The organism is Azospirillum sp., from assembly GCF_035628975.1.
Taxonomy (GTDB): domain Bacteria; phylum Pseudomonadota; class Alphaproteobacteria; order Azospirillales; family Azospirillaceae; genus Azospirillum.
In genome coordinates, this window is the sequence record NZ_DASPIS010000041.1 from 1 (window position 1) to 20,125 (window position 20,125).

General features: G+C 68.4%; 17 protein-coding genes. 6 read left to right on the forward strand and 11 right to left on the reverse strand.

The annotated features are described in order from the left end of the window. The 3 genes from VD964_RS08750 to VD964_RS08760 all read left to right on the forward strand — a co-directional run. On the forward strand, positions 1-1,021 hold a 1,021-nt coding region (locus tag VD964_RS08750), incomplete at its 5' end, for an Hsp70 family protein (protein ID WP_324867625.1). Between the two features lie 161 nt (positions 1,022-1,182). After that, positions 1,183-2,334: a molecular chaperone DnaJ gene (dnaJ, locus tag VD964_RS08755; RefSeq protein WP_324867626.1), complete on the forward strand. Its 1,152-nt coding sequence runs from the start codon at positions 1,183-1,185 to the stop codon at positions 2,332-2,334. Between the two features lie 215 nt (positions 2,335-2,549). Further along, positions 2,550-3,740, forward strand: a complete 1,191-nt coding sequence (locus tag VD964_RS08760) for a GGDEF domain-containing protein (protein ID WP_324867628.1) — start codon at positions 2,550-2,552, stop codon at positions 3,738-3,740. On the opposite strand, the gene thpR is transcribed toward VD964_RS08760, so the two are convergent. The 4 genes from thpR to VD964_RS08780 all read right to left on the reverse strand — a co-directional run bounded on the left by thpR (position 3,737) and on the right by VD964_RS08780 (position 7,313). Next, a complete protein-coding gene (gene thpR, locus VD964_RS08765) occupies positions 3,737-4,279 on the reverse strand; it encodes an RNA 2',3'-cyclic phosphodiesterase (RefSeq protein WP_324867630.1) in 543 nt (180 codons plus the stop codon). The genes VD964_RS08760 and thpR overlap by 4 nt on opposite strands. Positions 4,280-4,462: 183 nt before the next feature. Continuing rightward, on the reverse strand, positions 4,463-5,506 hold the full coding sequence (locus VD964_RS08770; protein ID WP_324867633.1) for an NADP(H)-dependent aldo-keto reductase: 1,044 nt from the start codon (positions 5,504-5,506) through the stop codon (positions 4,463-4,465). A 28-nt stretch (positions 5,507-5,534) separates the two neighbouring features. After that, complete coding sequence (locus VD964_RS08775; RefSeq protein WP_324867635.1) at positions 5,535-6,686, reverse strand: FIST signal transduction protein; 1,152 nt, start codon at positions 6,684-6,686, stop codon at positions 5,535-5,537. 6 nt (positions 6,687-6,692) lie between these two features. Beyond that, a complete protein-coding gene (locus VD964_RS08780; protein ID WP_324867637.1) occupies positions 6,693-7,313 on the reverse strand; it encodes an arylesterase in 621 nt (206 codons plus the stop codon). A 112-nt stretch (positions 7,314-7,425) separates the two neighbouring features. Between VD964_RS08780 and VD964_RS08785 the strand changes: the two genes are divergently transcribed. The 3 genes from VD964_RS08785 (at position 7,426) to VD964_RS08795 (ending at position 11,786) form a co-directional block, all read left to right on the forward strand. Beyond that, entirely contained in the window at positions 7,426-8,193 is a 768-nt protein-coding gene (locus VD964_RS08785) for an ABC transporter ATP-binding protein (protein ID WP_324867639.1), read from the forward strand. 196 nt (positions 8,194-8,389) lie between these two features. Then, complete coding sequence (locus tag VD964_RS08790; protein WP_324867641.1) at positions 8,390-10,915, forward strand: ABC transporter permease; 2,526 nt, start codon at positions 8,390-8,392, stop codon at positions 10,913-10,915. A 145-nt stretch (positions 10,916-11,060) separates the two neighbouring features. Next, positions 11,061-11,786, forward strand: coding sequence for a Bax inhibitor-1/YccA family protein (locus tag VD964_RS08795; RefSeq protein WP_222531732.1), 726 nt, complete (start codon positions 11,061-11,063; stop codon positions 11,784-11,786). 92 nt (positions 11,787-11,878) lie between these two features. On the opposite strand, the gene VD964_RS08800 is transcribed toward VD964_RS08795, so the two are convergent. From VD964_RS08800 to VD964_RS08830, 7 genes are all read right to left on the reverse strand, one after another. Continuing rightward, on the reverse strand, positions 11,879-12,607 hold the full coding sequence (locus VD964_RS08800; protein WP_324867645.1) for an SAM-dependent chlorinase/fluorinase: 729 nt from the start codon (positions 12,605-12,607) through the stop codon (positions 11,879-11,881). 160 nt (positions 12,608-12,767) lie between these two features. After that, positions 12,768-13,472, reverse strand: coding sequence for a phosphate regulon transcriptional regulator PhoB (gene phoB, locus VD964_RS08805; RefSeq protein ID WP_324867647.1), 705 nt, complete (start codon positions 13,470-13,472; stop codon positions 12,768-12,770). 106 nt (positions 13,473-13,578) lie between these two features. Next, entirely contained in the window at positions 13,579-14,325 is a 747-nt protein-coding gene (gene pstB / locus VD964_RS08810) for a phosphate ABC transporter ATP-binding protein PstB (RefSeq protein WP_324867719.1), read from the reverse strand. 139 nt (positions 14,326-14,464) lie between these two features. Next, on the reverse strand, positions 14,465-15,781 hold the full coding sequence (gene pstA / locus VD964_RS08815) for a phosphate ABC transporter permease PstA (RefSeq protein WP_324867649.1): 1,317 nt from the start codon (positions 15,779-15,781) through the stop codon (positions 14,465-14,467). After that, positions 15,774-17,156 carry a phosphate ABC transporter permease subunit PstC gene (pstC, locus tag VD964_RS08820; protein ID WP_324867650.1) on the reverse strand — a complete coding sequence of 461 codons (1,383 nt, stop codon included), beginning with the start codon at positions 17,154-17,156 and terminating at the stop codon, positions 15,774-15,776. The genes pstA and pstC overlap by 8 nt, the downstream gene beginning before the upstream one ends. A gap of 28 nt (positions 17,157-17,184) precedes the next feature. Continuing rightward, positions 17,185-18,240 (reverse strand): PstS family phosphate ABC transporter substrate-binding protein, encoded by a 1,056-nt coding sequence (locus VD964_RS08825; protein ID WP_324867653.1) that lies wholly within the window; start codon positions 18,238-18,240, stop codon positions 17,185-17,187. Between the two features lie 129 nt (positions 18,241-18,369). Then, the gene (locus VD964_RS08830; protein WP_324867655.1) at positions 18,370-20,016 is read right to left on the reverse strand and encodes an ATP-binding protein; all 1,647 of its coding nucleotides are present in this window, start codon (positions 20,014-20,016) and stop codon (positions 18,370-18,372) included. Between the last annotated feature and the right edge of the window lie 109 nt (positions 20,017-20,125).

The window sequence follows — 20,125 nt, forward strand, 5'->3', positions numbered from 1 at the left end:
GCTGGAAGCCCTGGTCGACGACCTCGTCCAGCGCACCATCGAGCCGTGCAAGGCGGCGCTCAAGGACGCCGGCCTGAAGGCCAACGAGATCGACGAGGTGATCCTGGTCGGCGGCATGACCCGCATGCCCAAGGTCATCGAGGCGGTGAAGCAGTTCTTCGGCCGTGAGCCGCACCGCGGCGTGAACCCGGACGAGGTGGTCGCCATCGGCGCCGCCATCCAGGGCGGCGTGCTGAAGGGCGAGGTCAAGGACGTCCTGCTGCTCGACGTCACCCCGCTGTCGCTGGGCATCGAGACGCTGGGCGGCGTCTTCACCCGTCTGATCGACCGCAACACCACGGTCCCGACGAAGAAGAGCCAGACCTTCTCGACCGCCGAGGACAACCAGAACGCCGTCACCATCCGCGTCTTCCAGGGCGAGCGCGAGATGGCGCAGGACAACAAGATGCTGGGCCAGTTCGATCTGGTCGGCATCCCGCCGGCCCCGCGCGGCGTTCCGCAGATCGAGGTGACCTTCGACATCGACGCCAACGGCATCGTCAGCGTCACGGCGAAGGACAAGGCGACCGGCAAGGAGCAGCAGATCCGCATCCAGGCCTCGGGCGGCCTGTCGGACGCCGACATCCAGAAGATGGTGAAGGACGCGGAGGCGCATTCGGCCGACGACAAGAAGCGCCGCGAGCTGGTCGACGCCCGCAACCATGCCGACGCCCTGATCCACACCACCGAGCGGACCATCAAGGAGAACGGCGACAAGATCCCGGCCTCCGACAAGACCGCCGCGGAAGCTGCCGTCGCCGAGCTGAAGTCGGTGCTGGACAGCGAGGATCTGGACGGCATCAAGGCGAAGACCGACGCGCTGGCCCAGGTTTCGATGAAGCTGGGCGAGGCGATGTACAAGGCCGGCCAGGGCGAGGCCCCGGCTGCGGGCGGCGAGGCGCCGGGCGCCCAGCCGAACGAGCCGGGCGTCGTCGACGCCGACTTCGAAGAGGTCCAGGACGACAAGAAGAAGTCGGCCTAAGGCTTATCTCTTAGGGCAGCAGCTTCTTTTTGATACGGACCTGACGCGAGCATCGATGGCCCGCCGCCTTTTCCCGGCGGCGGGCCTTCGGTATGCTGGGGTCAGGCTCCGGCACCACTCGGACAGTTTGGACCAGAACGACTCAAAGGCGGTCGGCCCCCATGGCGAAACAGGATTATTACGAGCTGCTCGGTGTGGCGAAGAACGCCAGCGCGGATGAGCTGAAAAAGGCTTATCGCAAGATGGCGATGCAGTACCACCCGGACCGCAACCAGGGTGACAAGGACGCCGAGCAGAAGTTCAAGGAAATCAGCGAAGCGTATGACGTCCTGAAGGACGATCAGAAGCGCGCGGCCTACGACCGGTTCGGCCACGCCGCCTTCGAGAATGGCCGTGGTCCGGGCGCGGGCGCCGGGGCCGGCGGCTTCAACTTCGACTTCGGCGGTGGCGGCGGCTTCGCCGACATCTTCGACGAGATGTTCGGGGAGTTCATGGGCGGGCGCCGCGGCGGCGGCGGTGCGTCCGGCCGCGGCCAGGATCTGCGCTACAACCTTGAGATCGGGCTGGAGGAGGCCTTCAAGGGCACCCAGACCACCATCCGCGTGCCCACCACCGTGCAGTGCGACGGCTGCAACGGCTCCGGTGCGGCGGCGGGGACCCAGCCGATCACCTGCCCGACCTGCCAGGGCCACGGCAAGGTGCGGGCGCAGCAGGGCTTCTTCACCATCGAGCGGACCTGCCCCGGCTGCCATGGCGCCGGCAAGGTCATCAAGGACGCCTGCAAGACCTGCGGCGGCTCCGGCCGTCTGCGCAAGGAAAAGACCCTGCAGGTCAACATCCCCGCCGGCGTCGAGGACGGCACCCGCATCCGTCTGGCGGGGGAGGGGGAGGCGGGCCTGCGCGGGGCGCCGGCCGGCGACCTCTACATCTTCCTGGCGATCGGGCCGCACCCGATCTTCCAGCGAGACGGCGCCAACATCCACTGCCGGGTGCCGATCCCGATGACCACGGCGGCGCTCGGCGGTTCGGTGGAGGTTCCGACCATCGACGGCACCCGCACCAAGGTGACGGTGCCGCCGGGCACCCAGTCCGGCCACCAGTTCCGCATCAAGGGCAAGGGCATGTCGGTGCTGCGCAGCGCCCAGCGCGGCGACATGTACATCCAGGCGGTGGTGGAGACCCCGGTAAACCTGACCAAGCGCCAGCAGGAACTGCTGCGCGAGTTCGAGGGCGCCGCCAAGGAAGGGTCGAATCCGCAGTCGGAGGGCTTCTTTGCCAAGGTGAAGGAGCTTTGGGAGGACCTGAAGGACTGAGCGGCCAGCAACCGCGGATCCGTTGGACGGGCGGCGTGTCGGTGACGCGCCGCCCGTTACTTTTTGTCGCATGGCCGGAGCTTTCCGTGCTTTCGGAAGGCTGAAACGCCATTTCCACGCGAAAGCCGTTGAAGGGATGGTCATGCGCGTGTAATCACCCATCATGGCTAATTCTTCGGCGACATGCCCGGCTCATGCCGGGGGCAGGCGGCTGCATGCGGGTTGACAGGCTCCTCGCTGCCCTGTTCGACGCGTTCGTCCGGGGCGACGAACTGCCCACGCTGATCCATCCGGCCGACCACACGCCCATCCTGCAGCGGCGGCGCGCCGCGATGATCCAGTCGCGCGTGCGGATGGTGGCGCTGATCTTCGGCATCCTGACCCCGCTGTGGATCGCCATCGACGTCACCGTCTTCGAATGGTCGCTGGCCATCTGGCTGATCGTGCTTCGCCTGAGCGCCAGCGCCGCCTTCCTGGCGCTCGCCTTCGACCGCCGGTCGTGCGAGGACATGACCTGCGCCTGGTGGCGGCTGACGGCGCTGCTGGCGATCCCGACGCTGTTCTTCGCCATCTCGCACCCGCTGCTCTGCAACCAGGGTGTCGACGATCTGCGCATCGCCGTCAGCGCCGGCTACGGTTATCTGCCCTTCGTGATGGTGGCGGGTCTCAGCGTCTTTCCGCTGACCGCGCTGGAAGGCGCCCTGTTCGCCGCTCCGATGCTGGGCGCCCATCTGGCCGCCGGCTTCTACGGGTCGCTGGTGATGCCGTTCCCGTCCTACATCAGCGCGCTGTGGTTGCTGGCGCTGATCGCGGTGGTGGCGACGCTGGCGGCGATCAGCCAGCTGCATTTCATGGTCGCCCTGCTGGAGCAGGCGGCTCACGACGCGCTGACCGGCGCCTTTTCCCGCCGCATCGGCGAGGAGTTGCTGAAACTCCAGGTCGCCCATGCCGAGCGGGCGTCGCAGCCCTTGACGGCGATCTTCGTCGACCTGGACGATTTCAAGGCGGTCAACGACCGCTTCGGGCACGAGGAGGGCGACCGGGTCCTGCGCCATGCCGCCAACACCATCCGCAGCCTGCTGCGCCAGTCCGACGCGCTGGTTCGCTGGGGCGGGGAAGAATTCCTGATCATCATGCCCGACACCCCGATAGACGGCGCGATGATCGCGGTGGAGCGGATGCGCCGCGCCGGTTTCGGCAAGCGGCCGGACGGCAGCCTGCAGACCGCCAGCATCGGCATCGCCGAGCAGGCCACCGACCACCCCGCCGATTGGGAAGCCCTGGTGGAGTTGGCCGACCAGCGCATGTACCGCGCCAAGCAGGACGGCAAGAACCGGGTGATCGGGCCGGGCGACGGCATCAGGCCGGCCTCCGAAACCCAGCCCTGGGACGAGATCCTGGCCTAAACGGCGTCCAGCGGATACTCCCGCAAGGCCTCATACACCGCGCCGCCGTTGCCGAGATGGCTGCGATAGAGCGTGACATGCTCCACCGGCATCGGACCGGCTCGGAACAGGCCGCGGTCTGACAGGAAGCGGCCGATGCGGTCGGCGGGTGCGTCCTTCAGCCGGGCCAGCGTGACATGGGGGGAGAATTTCCGCTCCTCCGCCGGCAGGCCGCAGCGGACGAGCGCGGATTCGACCTTGGCCTGCAGATGGGCCAGCGCCTCGCTGCGCTCCACCCCCGCCCACAGAATCCGCGCCCGGCGTGCGCTGCCGAACACGCCGACCCCGTCGAGGATAAGCGGAAAGGCCGGCGCCCGGACCTCCGCCAGCGCGGCGTCGATGTCCATCGCCTGATCCTCCGGCACCTCGCCGATGAAGCGCAGGGTCAGATGCAGGTTTTCCGGCTCGGTCCAGCGCGCACCGGGCACCCCGCCGGCCAGTCCCGCCAGCCGTTGGCGAATCTCCTCCGTCAGGTCGAGGGCGACGAACAGGCGGAGCATGGGGCACCTCCGGGGTTGCTGCAACGGCGGCGGATTGCCCCCTCCCTAACCCTCCCCCGCTTCGCGGGAGAGGGGACTACCGCCGCTTTGCGAATAACTCACGCCACCAAGCGTCCTACCCCCTCTCCCGCGAAGCGGGGGAGGGATGGGGTGGGGGCAATAGAGGGGACACTTACCAACAGCTCACGGACACGGATCCGGCATGCGGTTGTGCACGGCGTCGATCTCCGCCAGCACCTCCGGCGACAGGGTCACGTCGATGGAGTCGATGTTGGAGATCAGCGTCTCCATCGTCGTCGCCCCGATCAGGGACGAGGTGACGAAGGGTTGCTGCACCGTGAAAGCGATGGCCATCTGGTTGGGTGCCAGGCCGTGGCGGCGGGCGATGTCCAGATAGGCCTCCGTCGCCGCGTCGGCGTTGACCGTGGTGTAGCGCGACGGCCGGTGGTCGAGCGCGCGGCGGCTGCCCGGCGGAATGGCGCCGTTCAGGTACTTGCCGGTCAGCGTGCCGGCGGCCAGCGGCGAATAGGCCAGCAGCCCGACATCCTCGCGCAGGGCCATCTCCGACAGCCCGTTCTCGAAGGTCCGGTTCAGCAGGTTGTAGGCGTTCTGGATCGAGGCGACGCGCGGCAGGCCGGCGACCTCAGCGGCGCGCAGGTAGCGCATCACGCCCCATGGGCTCTCGTTCGACAGACCGATATGGCGGATTTTGCCCGCCTGGATCAGTTCCGCCAGAGCCGCCAGCGTCTCCTCGATCGGCACGCCGTCATGCTGCGGCTTGTGCTGGTAAGTGCGGACACCGAAGCGGTTGGTGACGCGGTCGGGCCAGTGAATCTGGTAGAGGTCGATGTAATCGGTCTTCAGCCGCGACAGGCTGGCCTCGACTGCCGCGAAGAGGTTGGCACGGTCCAGCCGCGACTTGCCATCGCGCACCCAGCCGAACCCGCCGGCCGGCGCGCCGATGATCTTGCTGGCGAGGATCACCTTGTCGCGCTTGCCGCGCGACTGGAACCAGCTGCCGATCACCTCCTCCGTCTTGCCGTAGGTGTCGGCGGTGGGCGGGATCGCGTACATCTCCGCCGTGTCCCAGAAATTGATGCCGCGGTCGAGTGCCGCGTCCATTTGGGCATGGCCTTCGGCCTCGGTGTTCTGGCGGCCCCAGGTCATGGTGCCCAGGCCGATGGCGCTGACCGACAGGCCGGTTCGGCCGAGCGGACGATACTGCATCCGGAACGTTCCTTATTCGAAATGATCTTTACAGAAAGAGCGTCAACACGCCGGTGTAGCCATAGAGCCGGTTGTGCGACACCTCGCCCGACGCGAAGAAACCCGTCAGCGGGATGTCGCCGAAGGTCTCGCGGATCATCGACAATTCGGCATCGGCGGTGCCGAACAGGCTGGGACCGCGGGCGATGCAGCTGACATACACCGCCCCCTTCGGCGTCGCCTTCACCCGTTTCTTGAGGCTGTCCAGCATCCGGCGCATGTCGGCGGCGGCGGTTTCCGGATCGCGGCGGGTGAACATCACCGGCTGGCCGGTCGTCACCCGTTCGGCGATGGAGATCCAGCCGGCGCGCGGATCGATGGCGATCAGGTCGCGGACCAGATAGTCCTGCGTGTCGGAACCGGCGATGGGCAGTCCGGCGCAGATCAGCCCGGACACCTGCCGCAGGTCGGCGGCAAGCTCCGGACCGATGTCCTCCTTGAAGACGTCCAGCGCCGGGCGGCCGTCGATCTCCAGGATCACGTTGTCGTCGCTGGCGGTGACGGTGCGGGTCGGCCCGATGGGGCGGCAGCCCTGGGTCAGGGCGGTGGCAACCGGCAGATTGGGTGCGAACAGCACCCCGGACACGCCGCCGTCGGTGACCGGATCGGCATCCTCGGCCCCGGCGGCGATCTGTGGAAACTCCCCGCGCGAGGCGGTCAGCCCGCCGACCAGGAAGACGCCGGCCTCCTCCGACAGGCGGGACACCAGCCCGGCCATGTCGGCATGGTGCGGATCGACATGGACCAGCGCCAGCGCCGCGCCATGCTTGTCCAGCCAGCCGCCGGCACTGCCGCGCAGCGGCTCCAGCCCGTCGGTCAGGGTGGGGAACAGGCGGAAGCTGTCCTCCGGCAGGCGGGCGGCCATGATTGCCAACCCCGGCTCGTCGAACAGGGCGTCACCGTTCGCCATCACGCCGATGCCGGCGGTGCCCACCCAGTGGCGGATGCCGGTGACGCCACGCAGCAGGGTGACGATGCTGGTCGCATGTTCCGCCAGCCCGTCGGTCAGGTAGAGGAAGCCCAGGTTGCAGCCGGCGACCGGCCCCAGCTTGTCCAGGCAGCCCTTGACCGTCGGTCCCCACTCCGCCCCGGCGGCGCAGGCGGCGTGAAAGCGGGTGTCGCTGTCCAGGGTAACGGTCATGATGGGTCAGCCTCCGGATTTTTCGGTAGTCTTCTGGATTTGCGGCAGACTGTCGAGCAGGGCGGTGACGGAAGGCAGGATGCGCTCCACGATCGTCGCCACACCCTGGGCATTGGGATGCAGCCCGTCCTGCTGGATCAGCGACCGTTCCAGCGCCACCCCGTCAAGGAAGAAGGGGTAGAGCGGCAGGTCGTAGGTCTTCGCCAAGTCCGGGTAGATGGCGTTGAACTTGTCGGTATAGGGCTTTCCCAGGCTGGGGGAGGCATACATGCCGGCCAGCAGGGTCGGGACCTTGCGATCCTTTAGCGACTTCAGGATGGCGTCGAGGTTGGCCTTCGCCTGAGCGGGATCGAGCCCGCGCAGCATGTCGTTGGCGCCCAGCTCGACGATGGCGGCGTCGGGCTTGTCGGCCAGCGCCCAGTCCAGCCGTGCCCGGCCGCCGGCGGTGGTGTCGCCCGACACGCCGGCATTGATGACGGTGACGCTGTACCCCTTCGCGGCCAGCGCCTTTTCCAGCTGGCGGGTGAAGCCCTGCGGTTCCGGCAAGCCGTAGCCGGCGGTCAGGCTGTCGCCCAGCGCCAGCAGCTTCACCGGCTGCGCGGCGTCTGCGCGGATCGGAACGGTCATCGATACCCCTGACGCAAAAACGAAGGCGAGCGCGGCTCCGATGGCGCCCATGTTGAAAGCCCGGCGGGTCGTGCCATATGGCGATGGTCCGTTCCGCTTGTGCGAGAGTCGCATGTCCAAAGTCCAATCCTCTGCAACGTCGTCCAATTCCATCGCCCGACCCCTCCATGATTCCATCGTGGAACTCGACGACGTCCACTTGAGATTGGACAGCGGTGCCGGGCCCGTCAACATCCTGCGGGGCGTGAATCTTCAGGTGGCGGCCGGGGAGCGGGTCGGCGTCGTCGGCCCCAGTGGTTCCGGCAAGTCGACCATGATGATGGTGATGGCCGGCCTGGAACGCCCCAGCGGCGGCACCGTCCGCGTCGCCGGACAGGAGCTGAACCGGCTGGACGAAGACGGCTTGGCGCGCTTCCGCCGCCAGCATGTGGGGATCGTCTTCCAGGCTTTCCATCTGGTGCCGACCATGACGGCGCTGGAGAATGTCGCCATCCCGCTGGAATTCGCCGGTGTCGCCGACGCCTTCGACCGCGCCCGCATCGGGCTGGAGCAGGTGGGCCTGGGCCACCGCATCCATCATTACCCCGGCCAGCTTTCGGGCGGCGAGCAGCAGCGCACGGCGCTCGCCCGCGCCTTCGTGACCGAGCCGTCGCTGCTTCTGGCCGACGAGCCGACCGGCAACCTCGACATCGACACCGGCGCCACCATCGTGAAGCTGCTGTTCGATCTGGCCGAGCGGCGCGGCACGACGCTGGTGCTGATCACCCACGACCCGAGCCTCGCCGCCCGCTGCGACCGGACGGTCCGGCTGGCCGACGGCCGCATCGCTGACGACGGGCAGGCGGCACGGCGCGCAAGGCTGCAGGCGGCGGGGGAGTGAGCGGGATGACTGGACTTACGCAAGCCGTTTCCCCCTCTCCCCCCCGGGGAGAGGGTCGGGGTGAGGGGGTCGCACGGCGTGGCTTAGGCCGGCACGCAACGTGCTTTTCATCAATGTACTCCTCGCCATGCGTCCCCCTCACCCTAACCCTCTCCCCGGGGGGGAGAGGGGACAGGACGGGGGGGAGGAGCACCCGATGACCAACCTCAGCCTCGCCCTCCGTCTTGCCCGGCGGGAGTTGCGCACCGGCCTGAAGGGCTTCTGGGTCTTCCTCGCCTGTCTGGCGCTGGGCGTCGCGGCCATCGCCGCGGTGCAGTCGGTGTCGAGCGGGCTGCTCGACGGGCTGGCCAATGACGGACGCTCCATCCTCGGCGGCGACGTCGCGTTGCGGCAACTCTACAGCCCGCCGGCCGACGAGCAGATGGCGGTGCTGACCGCCGGCGGCCGGGTGTCGACCTCCGCCGAGATGCGGGCGATGGCCCGTGCCGACGACGAGGTCCGCGCGTCGCTGGTCGAGTTGAAGGCGGTCGACGACGTCTACCCGCTCTACGGCACGGTCACCCTGGCGGGCGGCGGCGACCTGCGCGACGCGCTGGCTCAGAAGGACGGCCGCTGGGGTGCGGTGATCGAGGCCAGCCTCGTCGACCGGCTGGGCGTGAAGACCGGCGACACCATCCATGTCGGCGAGGGCGCCTATCGCGTCGCCGCAGTGCTGGACCGCGAGCCGGACCGCGCCTCCTCCAACGCCTTTTCACTGGGGCCGCGCCTGATGGTGGCGCTGCCGTCGCTGCAGGGCACCGGGTTGCTGCAACCCGGCAGTCTCACCTGGTGGAGCGCCAAGGTGGCGCTGCCGCCCGAGACCGACCTGAAGGCGTGGCAGGAGAGCCTGCGCGCCCGCTTCCCCGACGCGCCTTGGCGGATGCGCGACTACACCAACGCCTCGCCGCAGATCGAGCGCTTCATCGACCGCATGACGCTGTTCCTGACGCTGGTCGGTCTGACCGCACTGCTGGTCGGCGGCGTCGGGGTGGGCAATGCGGTGCGCAGCCATCTGGACTCACGCGCCCGCACCATCGCCATGATGAAGTGCATCGGCGCGCCGGGCGCGCTGGTGTTCGAGCTTTATCTGGCGCAGATCCTGGCGCTCGCGCTGCTGGGGATAGTCATCGGGCTGGCGCTGGGCGCCGTGGCGCCGCTGGCGCTGGGCCGGCTTCTCGACGGCGTGCTGCCGGTGTCCGCCCATATCGGCGTCTACCCCGGGGCATTGGCACTCGCCGCCCTCTATGGCGTGCTGACGGCGCTGACCTTCTCGCTCTGGCCGCTCGGCCGGGCGCGGGAGGTGCCGGCCGGCGCCCTGTTCCGCGACGTGATCGCCCCGGCCGCCGGCCGGCCGCGCATGCCCTACACGCTGGCGATGGTCGCGTCGGCGGTTGCGCTAGCAGGATTGGCGGTGCTGACCGCCCATAACAAGCTCTTCGCCCTGTGGTTCGTCGGCGGCTCCATCGCCACCTTCATCGCCTTCCGCGCCGCGGCGGCGCTGGTGACCTGGGGAGCCGCCCGCGTTGGCCGCGTGCGGAAGCCGGGATTGCGGCTGGCGCTCGCCAACCTGCACCGGCCGGGAAACCCGACGGCGGCGGTGGTGCTGTCGCTCGGGCTCGGCCTGACGGTGCTGGTCGCCATCGCGCTGATTCAGGGCAACTTCTCCCGCCGGGTGTCGGAGACGATTCCGCAGGACGCTCCCAGCTTCTTCTTCGTCGATATCCAGCGCGACCAGTTCGATCCCTTGCGCGACCTCGTCACCGGCATCCCCGGCACCAGCGCCTTCGAAGCGGTGCCGAGCCTGCGTGGCCGGGTCGAGCGGGTGAACGGACAGGACGCCGAAAAGGCGCTGGTGAACCCGGAGCAGGCCTGGATCCTCGCCGGCGACCGCGGCATCACCTATTCGGCGACGCTGCCGAAGCACTCCACCGTCACCGCCGGCAGCTGGTGGCCGACCGACTATGCCGGCCCGCCGCTGATCTCCATCCACCAGAGCGTCGCCGAGGCCTTCGGCATCGGCCCCGGCGCCACGCTGTCGATCAACATCCTGGGCCGCAGCATCGAGGCCACGGTCGCCAACGTCCGTGCCGCCGATTTCAGCAGCATGGCGATCAATTTCACCATGGTCTTCGCCCCCGGCACGCTGGAAGGCGCGCCGCAGACCTGGGTCGCCACCGTCCGCGCCACGCCCGATGCGGAAACGCAGGTGCAGCGCGCCGTGCTGCAGCGCTTCCCCAACATCACCATGGTCCGGATCAAGGACGCGCTCGATACGGTGTCGGAGATGCTGGGCCATATCGGCACCGCGGTGCGCATCGTCGCCGGCATCACGCTCGCCGCCGGCACGCTGGTGCTGGCCGGGGCGGTGGCCGCCGGCCATCGCCGCCGGGTTTACGACGCGGTGGTGCTGAAGGTGCTGGGGGCGACGCGCGGCGACGTGCTGCGCGCCTTTCTGCTGGAATACGGGTTGCTGGGCCTGCTGACCGCGGTCATCGCCGGCGGCATCGGCACGCTGACCGCCTGGGCGGTGCTGCGCTTCCTGATGCATTGGGAGTGGAGCTTCCTGCCGTCGGCGGTGGTCACAACGGCCTTGCTCAGCACGGCGATCACACTCGCCTTCGGGTTCTATGGTACTTGGCGGGCACTGGGACAGCCGTCCGCGCCATTGCTTCGCAACGAGTGATTCCCGCGGCAGAAAGCGGTAGCAAAAACGAAACGTGAAAGCTTTTTCATCTTGGAGAACCGCTGCCGATTCCTATTGAACCGATTTGCGGACTCGCCAATATGTCAGGACGACGGGATCACCCTATTCCACCGAGGAAACCAACATGGCAGACCCGACCTATAACCGCTTCGCGACCGCAGGCCGCGCGACAGATCGGGGATACTTCGACGAAGGCCTGCGCCAGCACATGCTGCGCGTGTACAACTACATGGGCGCCGGCCTGATCCTGACGGGCCTGGTCGCCGCGCTCGTGTCGTCCAGCCCGGCCATGATGGCGGCCATCTTCGGCACGCCGCTGAAATGGGTGGTGATGCTGGCCCCGCTGGCGTTCGTCATGGTGCTGTCCTTCGGCATCCAGCGCCTGTCCTTCGCATCGGCACAGATGATCTTCTGGGCCTACTGCGGCGCGATGGGCCTGTCGATGTCGGCCATCTTCCTGGTCTTCACCGGGGCGTCGATCGCGCTGACCTTCTTCGTCACCGCCGCGACCTTCCTGGCGATGAGCCTGTACGGCTACACCACGAAGGCCGACCTGTCTAAGATGGGCTCGTTCCTGATGATGGGCGTCATCGGCCTGGTCATCGCCGGCCTGGCGAACATCTTCTTCCAGTCGCCGGCCCTGCACTTCGCGATCTCCGCCATCGGCGTGCTGATCTTCACCGGCCTGACCGCCTACGACACCCAGGCGATCAAGGAAAGCTACGCCGAGGGCTACGATCACGAGAGCACCGGCAAGCTGGCCCTGATGGGCGCCCTGACGCTGTACCTGGACTTCATCAACCTGTTCCAGTTCCTGCTGCAGTTCCTGGGCCAGCGCAACAACGACTGAGCCTGAAGACGCCTGATCGGACAAGCATCGGATCAAGCAGCAACCGCCCGGAAGCACCCGCTTCCGGGCGGTTTTCTTTTGTCCGGGATTTTTCAGGCTTCTACGGTCACCGCATCGCCGACCTTGAGACCAAGCGCATGGTCAGCCCGTCCGCGGTTGACGGCGATCTCGGCGAGCCCGTTGGAGTTCTCGTACCACAGCGGCCCCCCCGGTCCGACGGCACCGAAGGTGCGGGCACGGGTGATGCGGGTGCCAGCCGCACTCAACACGGCGTCTGCAGGCAGGGCGGATGCCCGCATGCCGGTCATGGCGTTGCCGTAGACATCGACATAGACGATGCGCGCCAGCTCGTCCGGCCAGTCGGGACGGTCGACAGCGGCGAGGGGGAGGGGGCTGCGGTCCACCGGCCGGCCGGTGGCAAGGCTGGCAGCCACGGGGGCGAACAGGTCGCGGCCATGGAAGCTGGCGGACAGCCGGTTCGGAATCCAGTCGATGGTCCAGGCGTTTAGCGACGTTGCGCGGCGGGCGATCAGGGCAAAGAGACCGTTGTCCGGCCCGACGAACCAGCGCCCGTCCGCCTCCACCATCACCGGCCGCCGGTCGGTGCCGACACCGGGATCGACGACACAGAGAAAGACGCTGCCGGCGGGGAAGGCCGGGGCGTAGGCCGCGAGCAGATAGGCAGAAAGCCGCGGGTCGAATGCGGGGGCATCGGCGAACAGATCGATGACGGGGACGGCGGGCGCCTGTTGCGCCAGCACCGCCTTCATCTGGCCGGTGTAGGGGCCGGAGAGGCCGAAGTCGGTGAAGAGCAGGATCATGGCGTGTTGCCGCCTCCGCAGTGTTGCCCCCCCTAACCCTCCCCCGCTATCGCGGGAGAGGGAACTCCGCTGGTCCGTCGCAAAACCTATGCAAGCGTCCAACCCCCTCCACCGCCAAAGGCGGGGGATGGATGGGGAGGGGGCAATCGGAGCCAACACCTCACATCGACTTCGTATCCAGCGCGTACCCCGCCGAGCGCACGGTGCGGATCAGATCCAGCTCGTCCTCTTCGTTCATCGCCTTGCGCAGGCGGCGGATGTGTACGTCGACCGTACGCGGCTCGACGTACACGTCGTGGCCCCACACCAGATCGAGCAGCTGTTCGCGGGAGAAGACGCGGCCGGGATGCTGCATGAAGTGGCGCAGCAGGCGGAATTCCGTCGGACCCAGATGTACGTCCCGGCCGTTGCGGCGTACGCGGTGGGCGGCGAGATCCATCGTCACGTCGGCGAAGGTCAGAATCTCGTCGGTCATGCCGGGCGAGGCGCGGCGCAGCACCGCGCGCATGCGGGCCACCAGCTCGGTCGGGGAGAAGGGCTTGGTGATGTAGTCGTCGGCGCCGGAATTCAGGCCGCGCACCCGGTCGCCTTCCTCGCCGCGGGCGGTCAGCATGATGATCGGGATGTCGCGGGTCTTGGCGTTGCGGCGCAGCTGGCGGCAGACCTCCAGCCCGCTCATCAGCGGCAGCATCCAGTCGAGCAGCACGATGTGCGGCGTCTGTTCGCCGGCGGCAAGCAGGGCCTCCTCGCCGTCACTGGCGGTGGCGACGCGGAAGCCTTCCTTTTCCAGGTTGTACTTCAACAACGTCAGGATGTCGGCCTCGTCCTCGACGACCAGGACGAGCGGCTTCAGGGCCGCGTTCATGGAGGCTCCGTTCACAGCGCGCGTCTCGACGTTAACCGGCATGGGACAGCCTTTTCAACAAAGGAGGGAAGGGGCGCAGGCATGGGGCTTAGGGGGAGAGCAGGGCTCAGCCGTAGCGGCCGGTGATGTAGCCCTGGGTGCGCTCGTCGCGCGGATTGGTGAAGATTTCCTCGGTGTCGTCGCACTCCACCATCTCGCCCAGATGGAAGAAGGCGGTGCGCTGCGACACGCGGGCGGCCTGCTGCATGTTGTGGGTGACGATGACGATGGTGTAGTTGGCCCGCAGCTCGTCGATCAGCTCCTCGATATGGGCGGTCGCGATGGGGTCGAGCGCCGAGCAGGGCTCGTCCATCAGGATCACTTCCGGGCTGACGGCGATGGCGCGGGCAATGCACAGCCGCTGCTGCTGGCCGCCTGACAGGCTGGTGCCGGGCTCCCGCAGGCGGTCCTTCACCTCGCCCCACAGGCCGGCGCGCTTCAGCGAGGTCTGCACCACCTCGTCCAGCTCGTCCCGGCCGGAAGCCAGGCCGTGGATGCGCGGGCCATAGGCGATGTTGTCGTAGATCGACTTCGGGAACGGGTTCGGCTTCTGGAACACCATGCCGACGCGGGCGCGCAGCTGCACCGCATCCACGGCCTTGCCGTAGACGTCCTCGCCGTCCAGGGCGATCCGTCCCTCGACCCGGCAGCCCTCGACGGTGTCGTTCATCCGGTTCAGGCAGCGCAGGAAGGTCGACTTTCCGCAGCCGGACGGACCGATCAGCGCCAGCACCCGGTTCTCGTGGATGTCGAGATCGATGCCCTTCAACGCCTGCTTGGCGCCGTAGAACACCTTCACCGCGCGGGTGGTCATCTTGGCCGGCAGGTCCGCGCCGGAACGCTGCCCAGGGTGTTGGCCGGAGCGCTGGTCGCCGCGGGGCCGCAGCTTCAGCGGGCCCGGAATACCGCTCGGGATGCTGCTCGGGATGCCGCTTGTAATGCTCATGGGGCGCTCACCACCGTCTCTCGAAAATCTTGCGCAGGACCACGGCCGTCCCGTTCAGCAGGATCAGGACACCGAGCAGGATCAGGATCGCCGCAGAGGTGCGTTCGGTGAAGGCACGCTCGGGGCTGTCGGCCCACATGTAGATCTGAACGGGCAGCACCGTGGCGCTGTCGGTCAGCCCATGGGGCACGTCGACGATGAAGGCGACCATGCCGATCATTAGCAGCGGCGCCGTCTCGCCCAGCGCGCGGGCCATGCCGATGATGGTGCCGGTCAGGATGCCGGGCATTGCCAGCGGCAGCACATGGTGCAGCACCGTCTGCAGGGGCGAAGCGCCGATGCCCAGCGCCGCCTCGCGGATCGACGGCGGCACCGCCTTCAGCGCGACGCGGGCCGAGATGATGATCACCGGCAGCGTCATCAGCGCCATCACCAGCCCGCCGACCAGCGGGGCGGAGCGCGGCATGCCGAAGAAGCCGAGGAACACGGCGAGGCCCAGCAGGCCGAAGATGATCGACGGCACCGCGGCGAGGTTGTTGATGTTCACCTCGATCAGGTCGGTCCAGCGGTTCTTCGGCGCGAATTCCTCCAGATAGACCGCAGCGGATATCCCGACCGGCACCGACAGCGCCATGGTCACCAGCAGCGTCAGCAGCGAACCGACGATGGCGCCGCCGATGCCCGCCTGTTCCGGTTCCCGGCTGTCGCCGGCGGTGAACAGGGTGGTGTTGAAGCCCTGCGCCAGCGCGCCGGAGGCAAGCAGTGCGTCGGCCGCAGCGATCTTGGCGTCGCTGAGCCCGCGCTCGCTCTCCGGCAGGTCGCGGCGGTAGCGGCCCTTCACCAGCTGGTCGATCTCGTCGTCGGCGCGCACCCAGACGGTCAGCGTCGTGCCGACCAGCGCCGGGTCCTTCGCGACCATCGCCTCCAGCTCGTAGGGCGCGCCGGACGACAGCAGGTCGTTCAGCACGCGTTTGCCGGCGCGGTCGGTCACCTGCGGGAACTGGGCATGGAGCGCCTGACGCAGCAGGGGGGCGTAGTTGCGCTCGGCGACCTCCGCCGGGTCCAGCGTCACCTCCAGCCGGATCCGCGCTTCCCAGAAGGCGGTGCTGCCCTTGGCGACGATCGAGCCCAGCAGAACCACCAGCATCAGCGCCGCCAGCGCCACCGCCGCGGCCCCGGCCAGCCGGAAGCGACGTTCCGCGGCATGGCGGGCGCGCAGGCGGCGGGCGAAGGCCTCGCTCCTGATCCGCGACTTCACCGGAGTGCCGGAGGAGGCAGGGGAGGGCGTCACGGCCGCCGCGTCCTGCTCGACGAGGTCAGTCATATTTTTCCCGATAGGTCCGGACCACCCGCAGGGCGACCATGTTGAGGCAGAGCGTGACGAGGAACAGCACGAGGCCGAGGCCAAAGGCAGACAGCGTCTTCGGGCTGTCGAACTCCTGGTCGCCGACCAGCAGCGTGGCGATCTGGGTGGTGACGGTCGTCACCGCCTGCAGCGGGTTGGCGGTCATGTTGGCCGTCAGGCCGGACGCCATGGTGACGATCATCGTCTCGCCGACGGCGCGGCTGACCGCCAGCATCACCGCGGCGACGATGCCCGGCAGCGCCGCCGGCAGAACGACTTGCTTGATCGTCTCCGACTTGGTGGCGCCGAGGCCGTAGGAGCCGTCGCGCAAGCTCTGCGGCACCGCGTTGATGACGTCGTCCGACAGCGAACTGACGAAGGGGATGATCATCACCCCCATGACGATGCCGGCCGCCAGCGCCGATTCCGAACTGACGTCCAGCCCCAGCGCCTCGCCCACCGAGCGGACGAAGGGCGCCATGGTCAGCGCGGCGAAGAAGCCGTAGACCACGGTCGGGATGCCGGCCAGGATTTCCAGCGCCGGCTTCAGCCAGGTGCGCACGCCGCGACCGGCATATTCGGACATGTAGATCGCCGCCATCAGCCCGACCGGCACCGCCACCAGCATGGCGATGAAGGTGATCAGCAAGGTGCCGGCGAACAGCGGGATCGCCCCGAAGGAGCCGCTGGATCCCACCTGATCGGCCCGCATCGCCATCTGCGGGCTCCAATGGGTGCCGAACAGGAAATCGAGCGGCGAGACGACGGTGAAGAAGCGCAGCGCCTCGAACAGCAGCGACAGAACGATGCCGACCGTGGTCAGGATGGCGACCATCGAGCAGACGATCAGCGCCACCCGCACCACCCGCTCCACCACCGGGCGGGCGCGCAGGTCCGGCCCGATGCGGTGCCGGCCCCAGGCGAGGCCGGCGACCGCCAGGCTGGCGCCGACGGCCAGCAGGCTCCAGTCGGCAAGCTCGCGCAAGGCCGCATAGCGGCGGGCCGCGTCCTGAACCAGGGGGTCGGGCTCGCGCCCGGTGGCGATGCCGCGGGCGAGGTTGAGAATGTCCGCCTTCAGCAGGGCGACCGACTGGCCGTCGCCGGTGGTCAGCCGCTCCGGCAGGGAGGACAGGACCAGTTGCAGGACGAGCCAGCCTTCGGACGCGGTCCAGGCCACGAACAGCAGCAGCGCCGGCAGCCCGGCCCACAGCGCCACATAGACGCCATGGTAGGAGGGGACCGAATGCAGTTCCGCCACCCGCCCGCCGACGGACGCAGCCGCGCGCGACCGGCCGGTCATGAAGCCGATCACGGTGAGCAGGGCCAGGATCAGGGCGAGAAGGGTCAGCTGCATGCGGAATGCCCGGAGGGAGAATGGGTGGTCAGAACTGCAGCGGCGTCAGGCCGACCGCTTGGGTGCGGGCGGCGTCGCGCAGCGCCTTCGGCTCCGGGATCAGGCCCTTGTCGACCAGATAGCCGTCGTCGCCCATCGCGCGTTCGGAGGTGTATTCGCCGATGAACTCGCGGATGCCCGGGATGACGCCGGCATGGGCGGTCTTGACGTAGATGTAGAGTGGACGCGCCAGCTCGTACTTGCCGGCCGCCACCGTCTCCGCGGTCAGTTCCACCCCGTCCATCTTCGCCGCGCGCAACGTGTCGCGGTTCTGGTCGAGATAGCTGTAGCCGAAGACGCCGAAGGCGTTGGGGTTGGCGGTCAGCTTCTGGACGATCAGGTTGTCGTTCTCGCCGGCCTCGACATAGGCGCCGTCCTCGCGGATGGTCATGCAGGCCCGTTCGCGCGCCTTCTCGTCGGGAACCGCCTTGGCGACCTCGGCCACCTTCTTGCAGCCCTCAAGCATCGCCAGCTCGTTGAAGGTGTCGCGGGTACCGGAGGTCGGGGGCGGACCCAACACCTCGATCGCGGCCTTCGGCAGCGACGGGTCGATGTCCGACCACAGCTTGTACGGGTTGGCGACCAGGGCGCCATTCACCGGCACTTCCTTGGCAAGCGCCTTCCACAGCACGACAGTCGACAGCGACACCGGCGCCGCCTTCTTGGATGAAGCCAGCGCGATGCCGTCATAGCCGATCTTCAGCTCGGTGATCGTGGTGACGCCGTTGGCGGCGCACTGGTCGACCTCCGACTTCTTGATGCGGCGCGACGCGTTGGCGATGTCGGGATGGGCCGGGCCGACGCCGGCACAGAACAGCTTCAGCCCGCCGCCGGTGCCGGTCGATTCGATCACCGGCGTCTTGAACTTGCCGGTCTTGCCGAAGGCTTCGGCCACCGCGGTGGTGAAGGGGAACACGGTGGAGGAACCGACCGCGCGGATCTGGTCGCGCGACTGCGCCAACGCGGGGGTGGCGGCGAGGCTGAGGGCGAAGCCCAATCCCAGGCCCAGGGCGGTCGCGGCGAAGACATGGGTCCGGGTGGTCATGGGTGCCCCTCCTTGAGGAAACGGAGACTGGTCCATCGGAATGGCGCGGACCATAGACCCGGAGGGCGACCGATTGATTGCGTTTTTATGACACTTTCATGACACGGTCACAGAGCGGCTCTTCCCCTCTCACTCCCCGCCAAATCCCCTCTCCCCCCGGGGGAGAGGGTTAGGGTGAGGGGGACGCGCGGCGGGAGCTTTGGGAACGATGCGCAACGCTTCCCCCTCACCCCGCCCCTCTCCCCTAGGGGGAGAAGGAGATTGTGAAGAGGGAGAAGAAGGCTCGGCCGGCAGATAGACGGTGAAGGCGCTGCCCACCCCTACCTCGCTTTCGATGGTCAGGCGGCCGCGGTGGCGGTTCAGGATGTGCTTGACGATGGCAAGCCCCAGCCCGGTGCCGCCCATGGCGCGGGAGCGGGCGGCATCGACGCGGTAGAAGCGTTCCGTCAGGCGGGGCAGGTGGGTGCGGGCGATGCCGTCGCCATGGTCACGCACCGACACCGCGACCATGGATGTGCCGCTGCGCACCACGCGCTTGTCCTTCGCCGCAGCACCGGTGGGAGCAGGCAGCCCCGCAAAGCCCACCGCCGCGCCGTCGGCCAGCGCCACGGTGACGGTCACGTCGGTGTCCTCGCGCGTGTATTTGATCGCATTGCTGACCAGATTCTGGAAGACCTGGGTCAACTGGTCCTCGTCGCCGACGACATAGGGCAGGGTTTCCGGCACTTCCAGCCGCAGGCGGATGCGGCGCTGTGCGGCCTTCAGCTCCAGCGCGGCGATGACGTTCTCCAGCTCCTCCACCACATCGACCCGACCGTTGGGCGGCATATGCTCGTCCAACTCGATGCGGGAGAGCGACAGCAGGTCGTTGACCAGCCGGGTCATGCGGCTGGCCTGGTCGTGCATGATCGACAGGAAGCGGTCCTGCGCCTCCGGATCGTCGCGGGCCGGACCGCGCAGCGTTTCGATGAAGCCCAGCAGCGAGGACAGCGGCGTGCGCAGTTCGTGGCTGGCGTTGGCGATGAAGTCGGCACGCATCTGCTCCGACCTGCGGGCGGCGGTAACGTCGTGCAGGGTCAGGATCGCCATGCGTACGACGGTGGGCGGACGCGGCGCCGGATCCTCCTCGATCTCTCCGTCCAGCAGGGAGGGGTCGGGTTCCGGCATCAGCCGCTGGAAGGGCTTCACCTGCGCCTCGAAGCTGCGTTCCACCGGCACCGGCAGCGTGAATTCGATGATGCGCGACGCACCGCCGCGCAGGACCGAATCCACCGCCTCCAGCACCGCCGGCGTCCGCAGGGAGGAGGCAAGGTCGCGGTCCACCACCTTGTCGCCGAACAGCTCCCGCGCGGTCTGGTTGGCGCGCACCACCTGCCGCTCCGCATCCATCAGCAGCAGCGGGGCGGGCAGGGCGTCGATCACCGCTTCATCCGCGTCCAGCTGCATCCGCACGCTTTCCGCCCGACGCAGGCCGACCCGGTGCAGCCGGCCGATGGTCGCGGTCAACGCCTTCAGGGCGGGCGGCGTGCCGGCCGGGGTCATCGGCTCGTCGGCTTCCGCCAGCCGGGCGGCATAGTCGGTCATCGCATCGGCATCGCGCCGGTAGGTGCGCAGGACCAGCACCGCGCCCGCCAGCGCCAGCGCCGCCGCGACCAGCGCCAGCCCGCCATGCAGAGCCCCGACATGGACCGCCCAGGCCAGCACGCCCAGCAGGGGCACCAGCATCAACAGGATCGCGGTCAGCAGCGGGGTAGGCGGCGACGCCTTCAGGCGCATGGGAACGGCACCGGATCAGGGGGTGGATGGGCAGGCAGCGTGACGATCAGCCCTTCTACACCATCGTCGCGCATGCCGCGCGGCGGTCATAAAAGATTCATGGCCGGAA

Bases quoted from the DNA above. Each gene is read 5' to 3' on its own strand.
- VD964_RS08775 (WP_324867635.1), bottom strand. From the start codon at position 6,686: ATGACCGTTACCCTGGACAGCGACACCCGCTTTCACGCCGCCTGCGCC.
- VD964_RS08830 (WP_324867655.1), bottom strand. From the start codon at position 20,016: ATGCGCCTGAAGGCGTCGCCGCCTACCCCGCTGCTGACCGCGATCCTG.
- VD964_RS08770 (WP_324867633.1), bottom strand. From the start codon at position 5,506: ATGCAGTATCGTCCGCTCGGCCGAACCGGCCTGTCGGTCAGCGCCATC.
- pstA (WP_324867649.1), bottom strand. From the start codon at position 15,781: ATGACTGACCTCGTCGAGCAGGACGCGGCGGCCGTGACGCCCTCCCCT.
- VD964_RS08790 (WP_324867641.1), top strand. From the start codon at position 8,390: ATGACCAACCTCAGCCTCGCCCTCCGTCTTGCCCGGCGGGAGTTGCGC.
- VD964_RS08780 (WP_324867637.1), bottom strand. From the start codon at position 7,313: ATGACCGTTCCGATCCGCGCAGACGCCGCGCAGCCGGTGAAGCTGCTG.
- phoB (WP_324867647.1), bottom strand. From the start codon at position 13,472: ATGAACGCGGCCCTGAAGCCGCTCGTCCTGGTCGTCGAGGACGAGGCC.
- dnaJ (WP_324867626.1), top strand. From the start codon at position 1,183: ATGGCGAAACAGGATTATTACGAGCTGCTCGGTGTGGCGAAGAACGCC.
- VD964_RS08760 (WP_324867628.1), top strand. From the start codon at position 2,550: ATGCGGGTTGACAGGCTCCTCGCTGCCCTGTTCGACGCGTTCGTCCGG.
- pstC (WP_324867650.1), bottom strand. From the start codon at position 17,156: ATGCAGCTGACCCTTCTCGCCCTGATCCTGGCCCTGCTCACCGTGATC.
- VD964_RS08785 (WP_324867639.1), top strand. From the start codon at position 7,426: ATGTCCAAAGTCCAATCCTCTGCAACGTCGTCCAATTCCATCGCCCGA.
- thpR (WP_324867630.1), bottom strand. From the start codon at position 4,279: ATGCTCCGCCTGTTCGTCGCCCTCGACCTGACGGAGGAGATTCGCCAA.
- VD964_RS08795 (WP_222531732.1), top strand. From the start codon at position 11,061: ATGGCAGACCCGACCTATAACCGCTTCGCGACCGCAGGCCGCGCGACA.
- VD964_RS08800 (WP_324867645.1), bottom strand. From the start codon at position 12,607: ATGATCCTGCTCTTCACCGACTTCGGCCTCTCCGGCCCCTACACCGGC.
- pstB (WP_324867719.1), bottom strand. From the start codon at position 14,325: ATGACCACCCGCGCGGTGAAGGTGTTCTACGGCGCCAAGCAGGCGTTG.
- VD964_RS08825 (WP_324867653.1), bottom strand. From the start codon at position 18,240: ATGACCACCCGGACCCATGTCTTCGCCGCGACCGCCCTGGGCCTGGGA.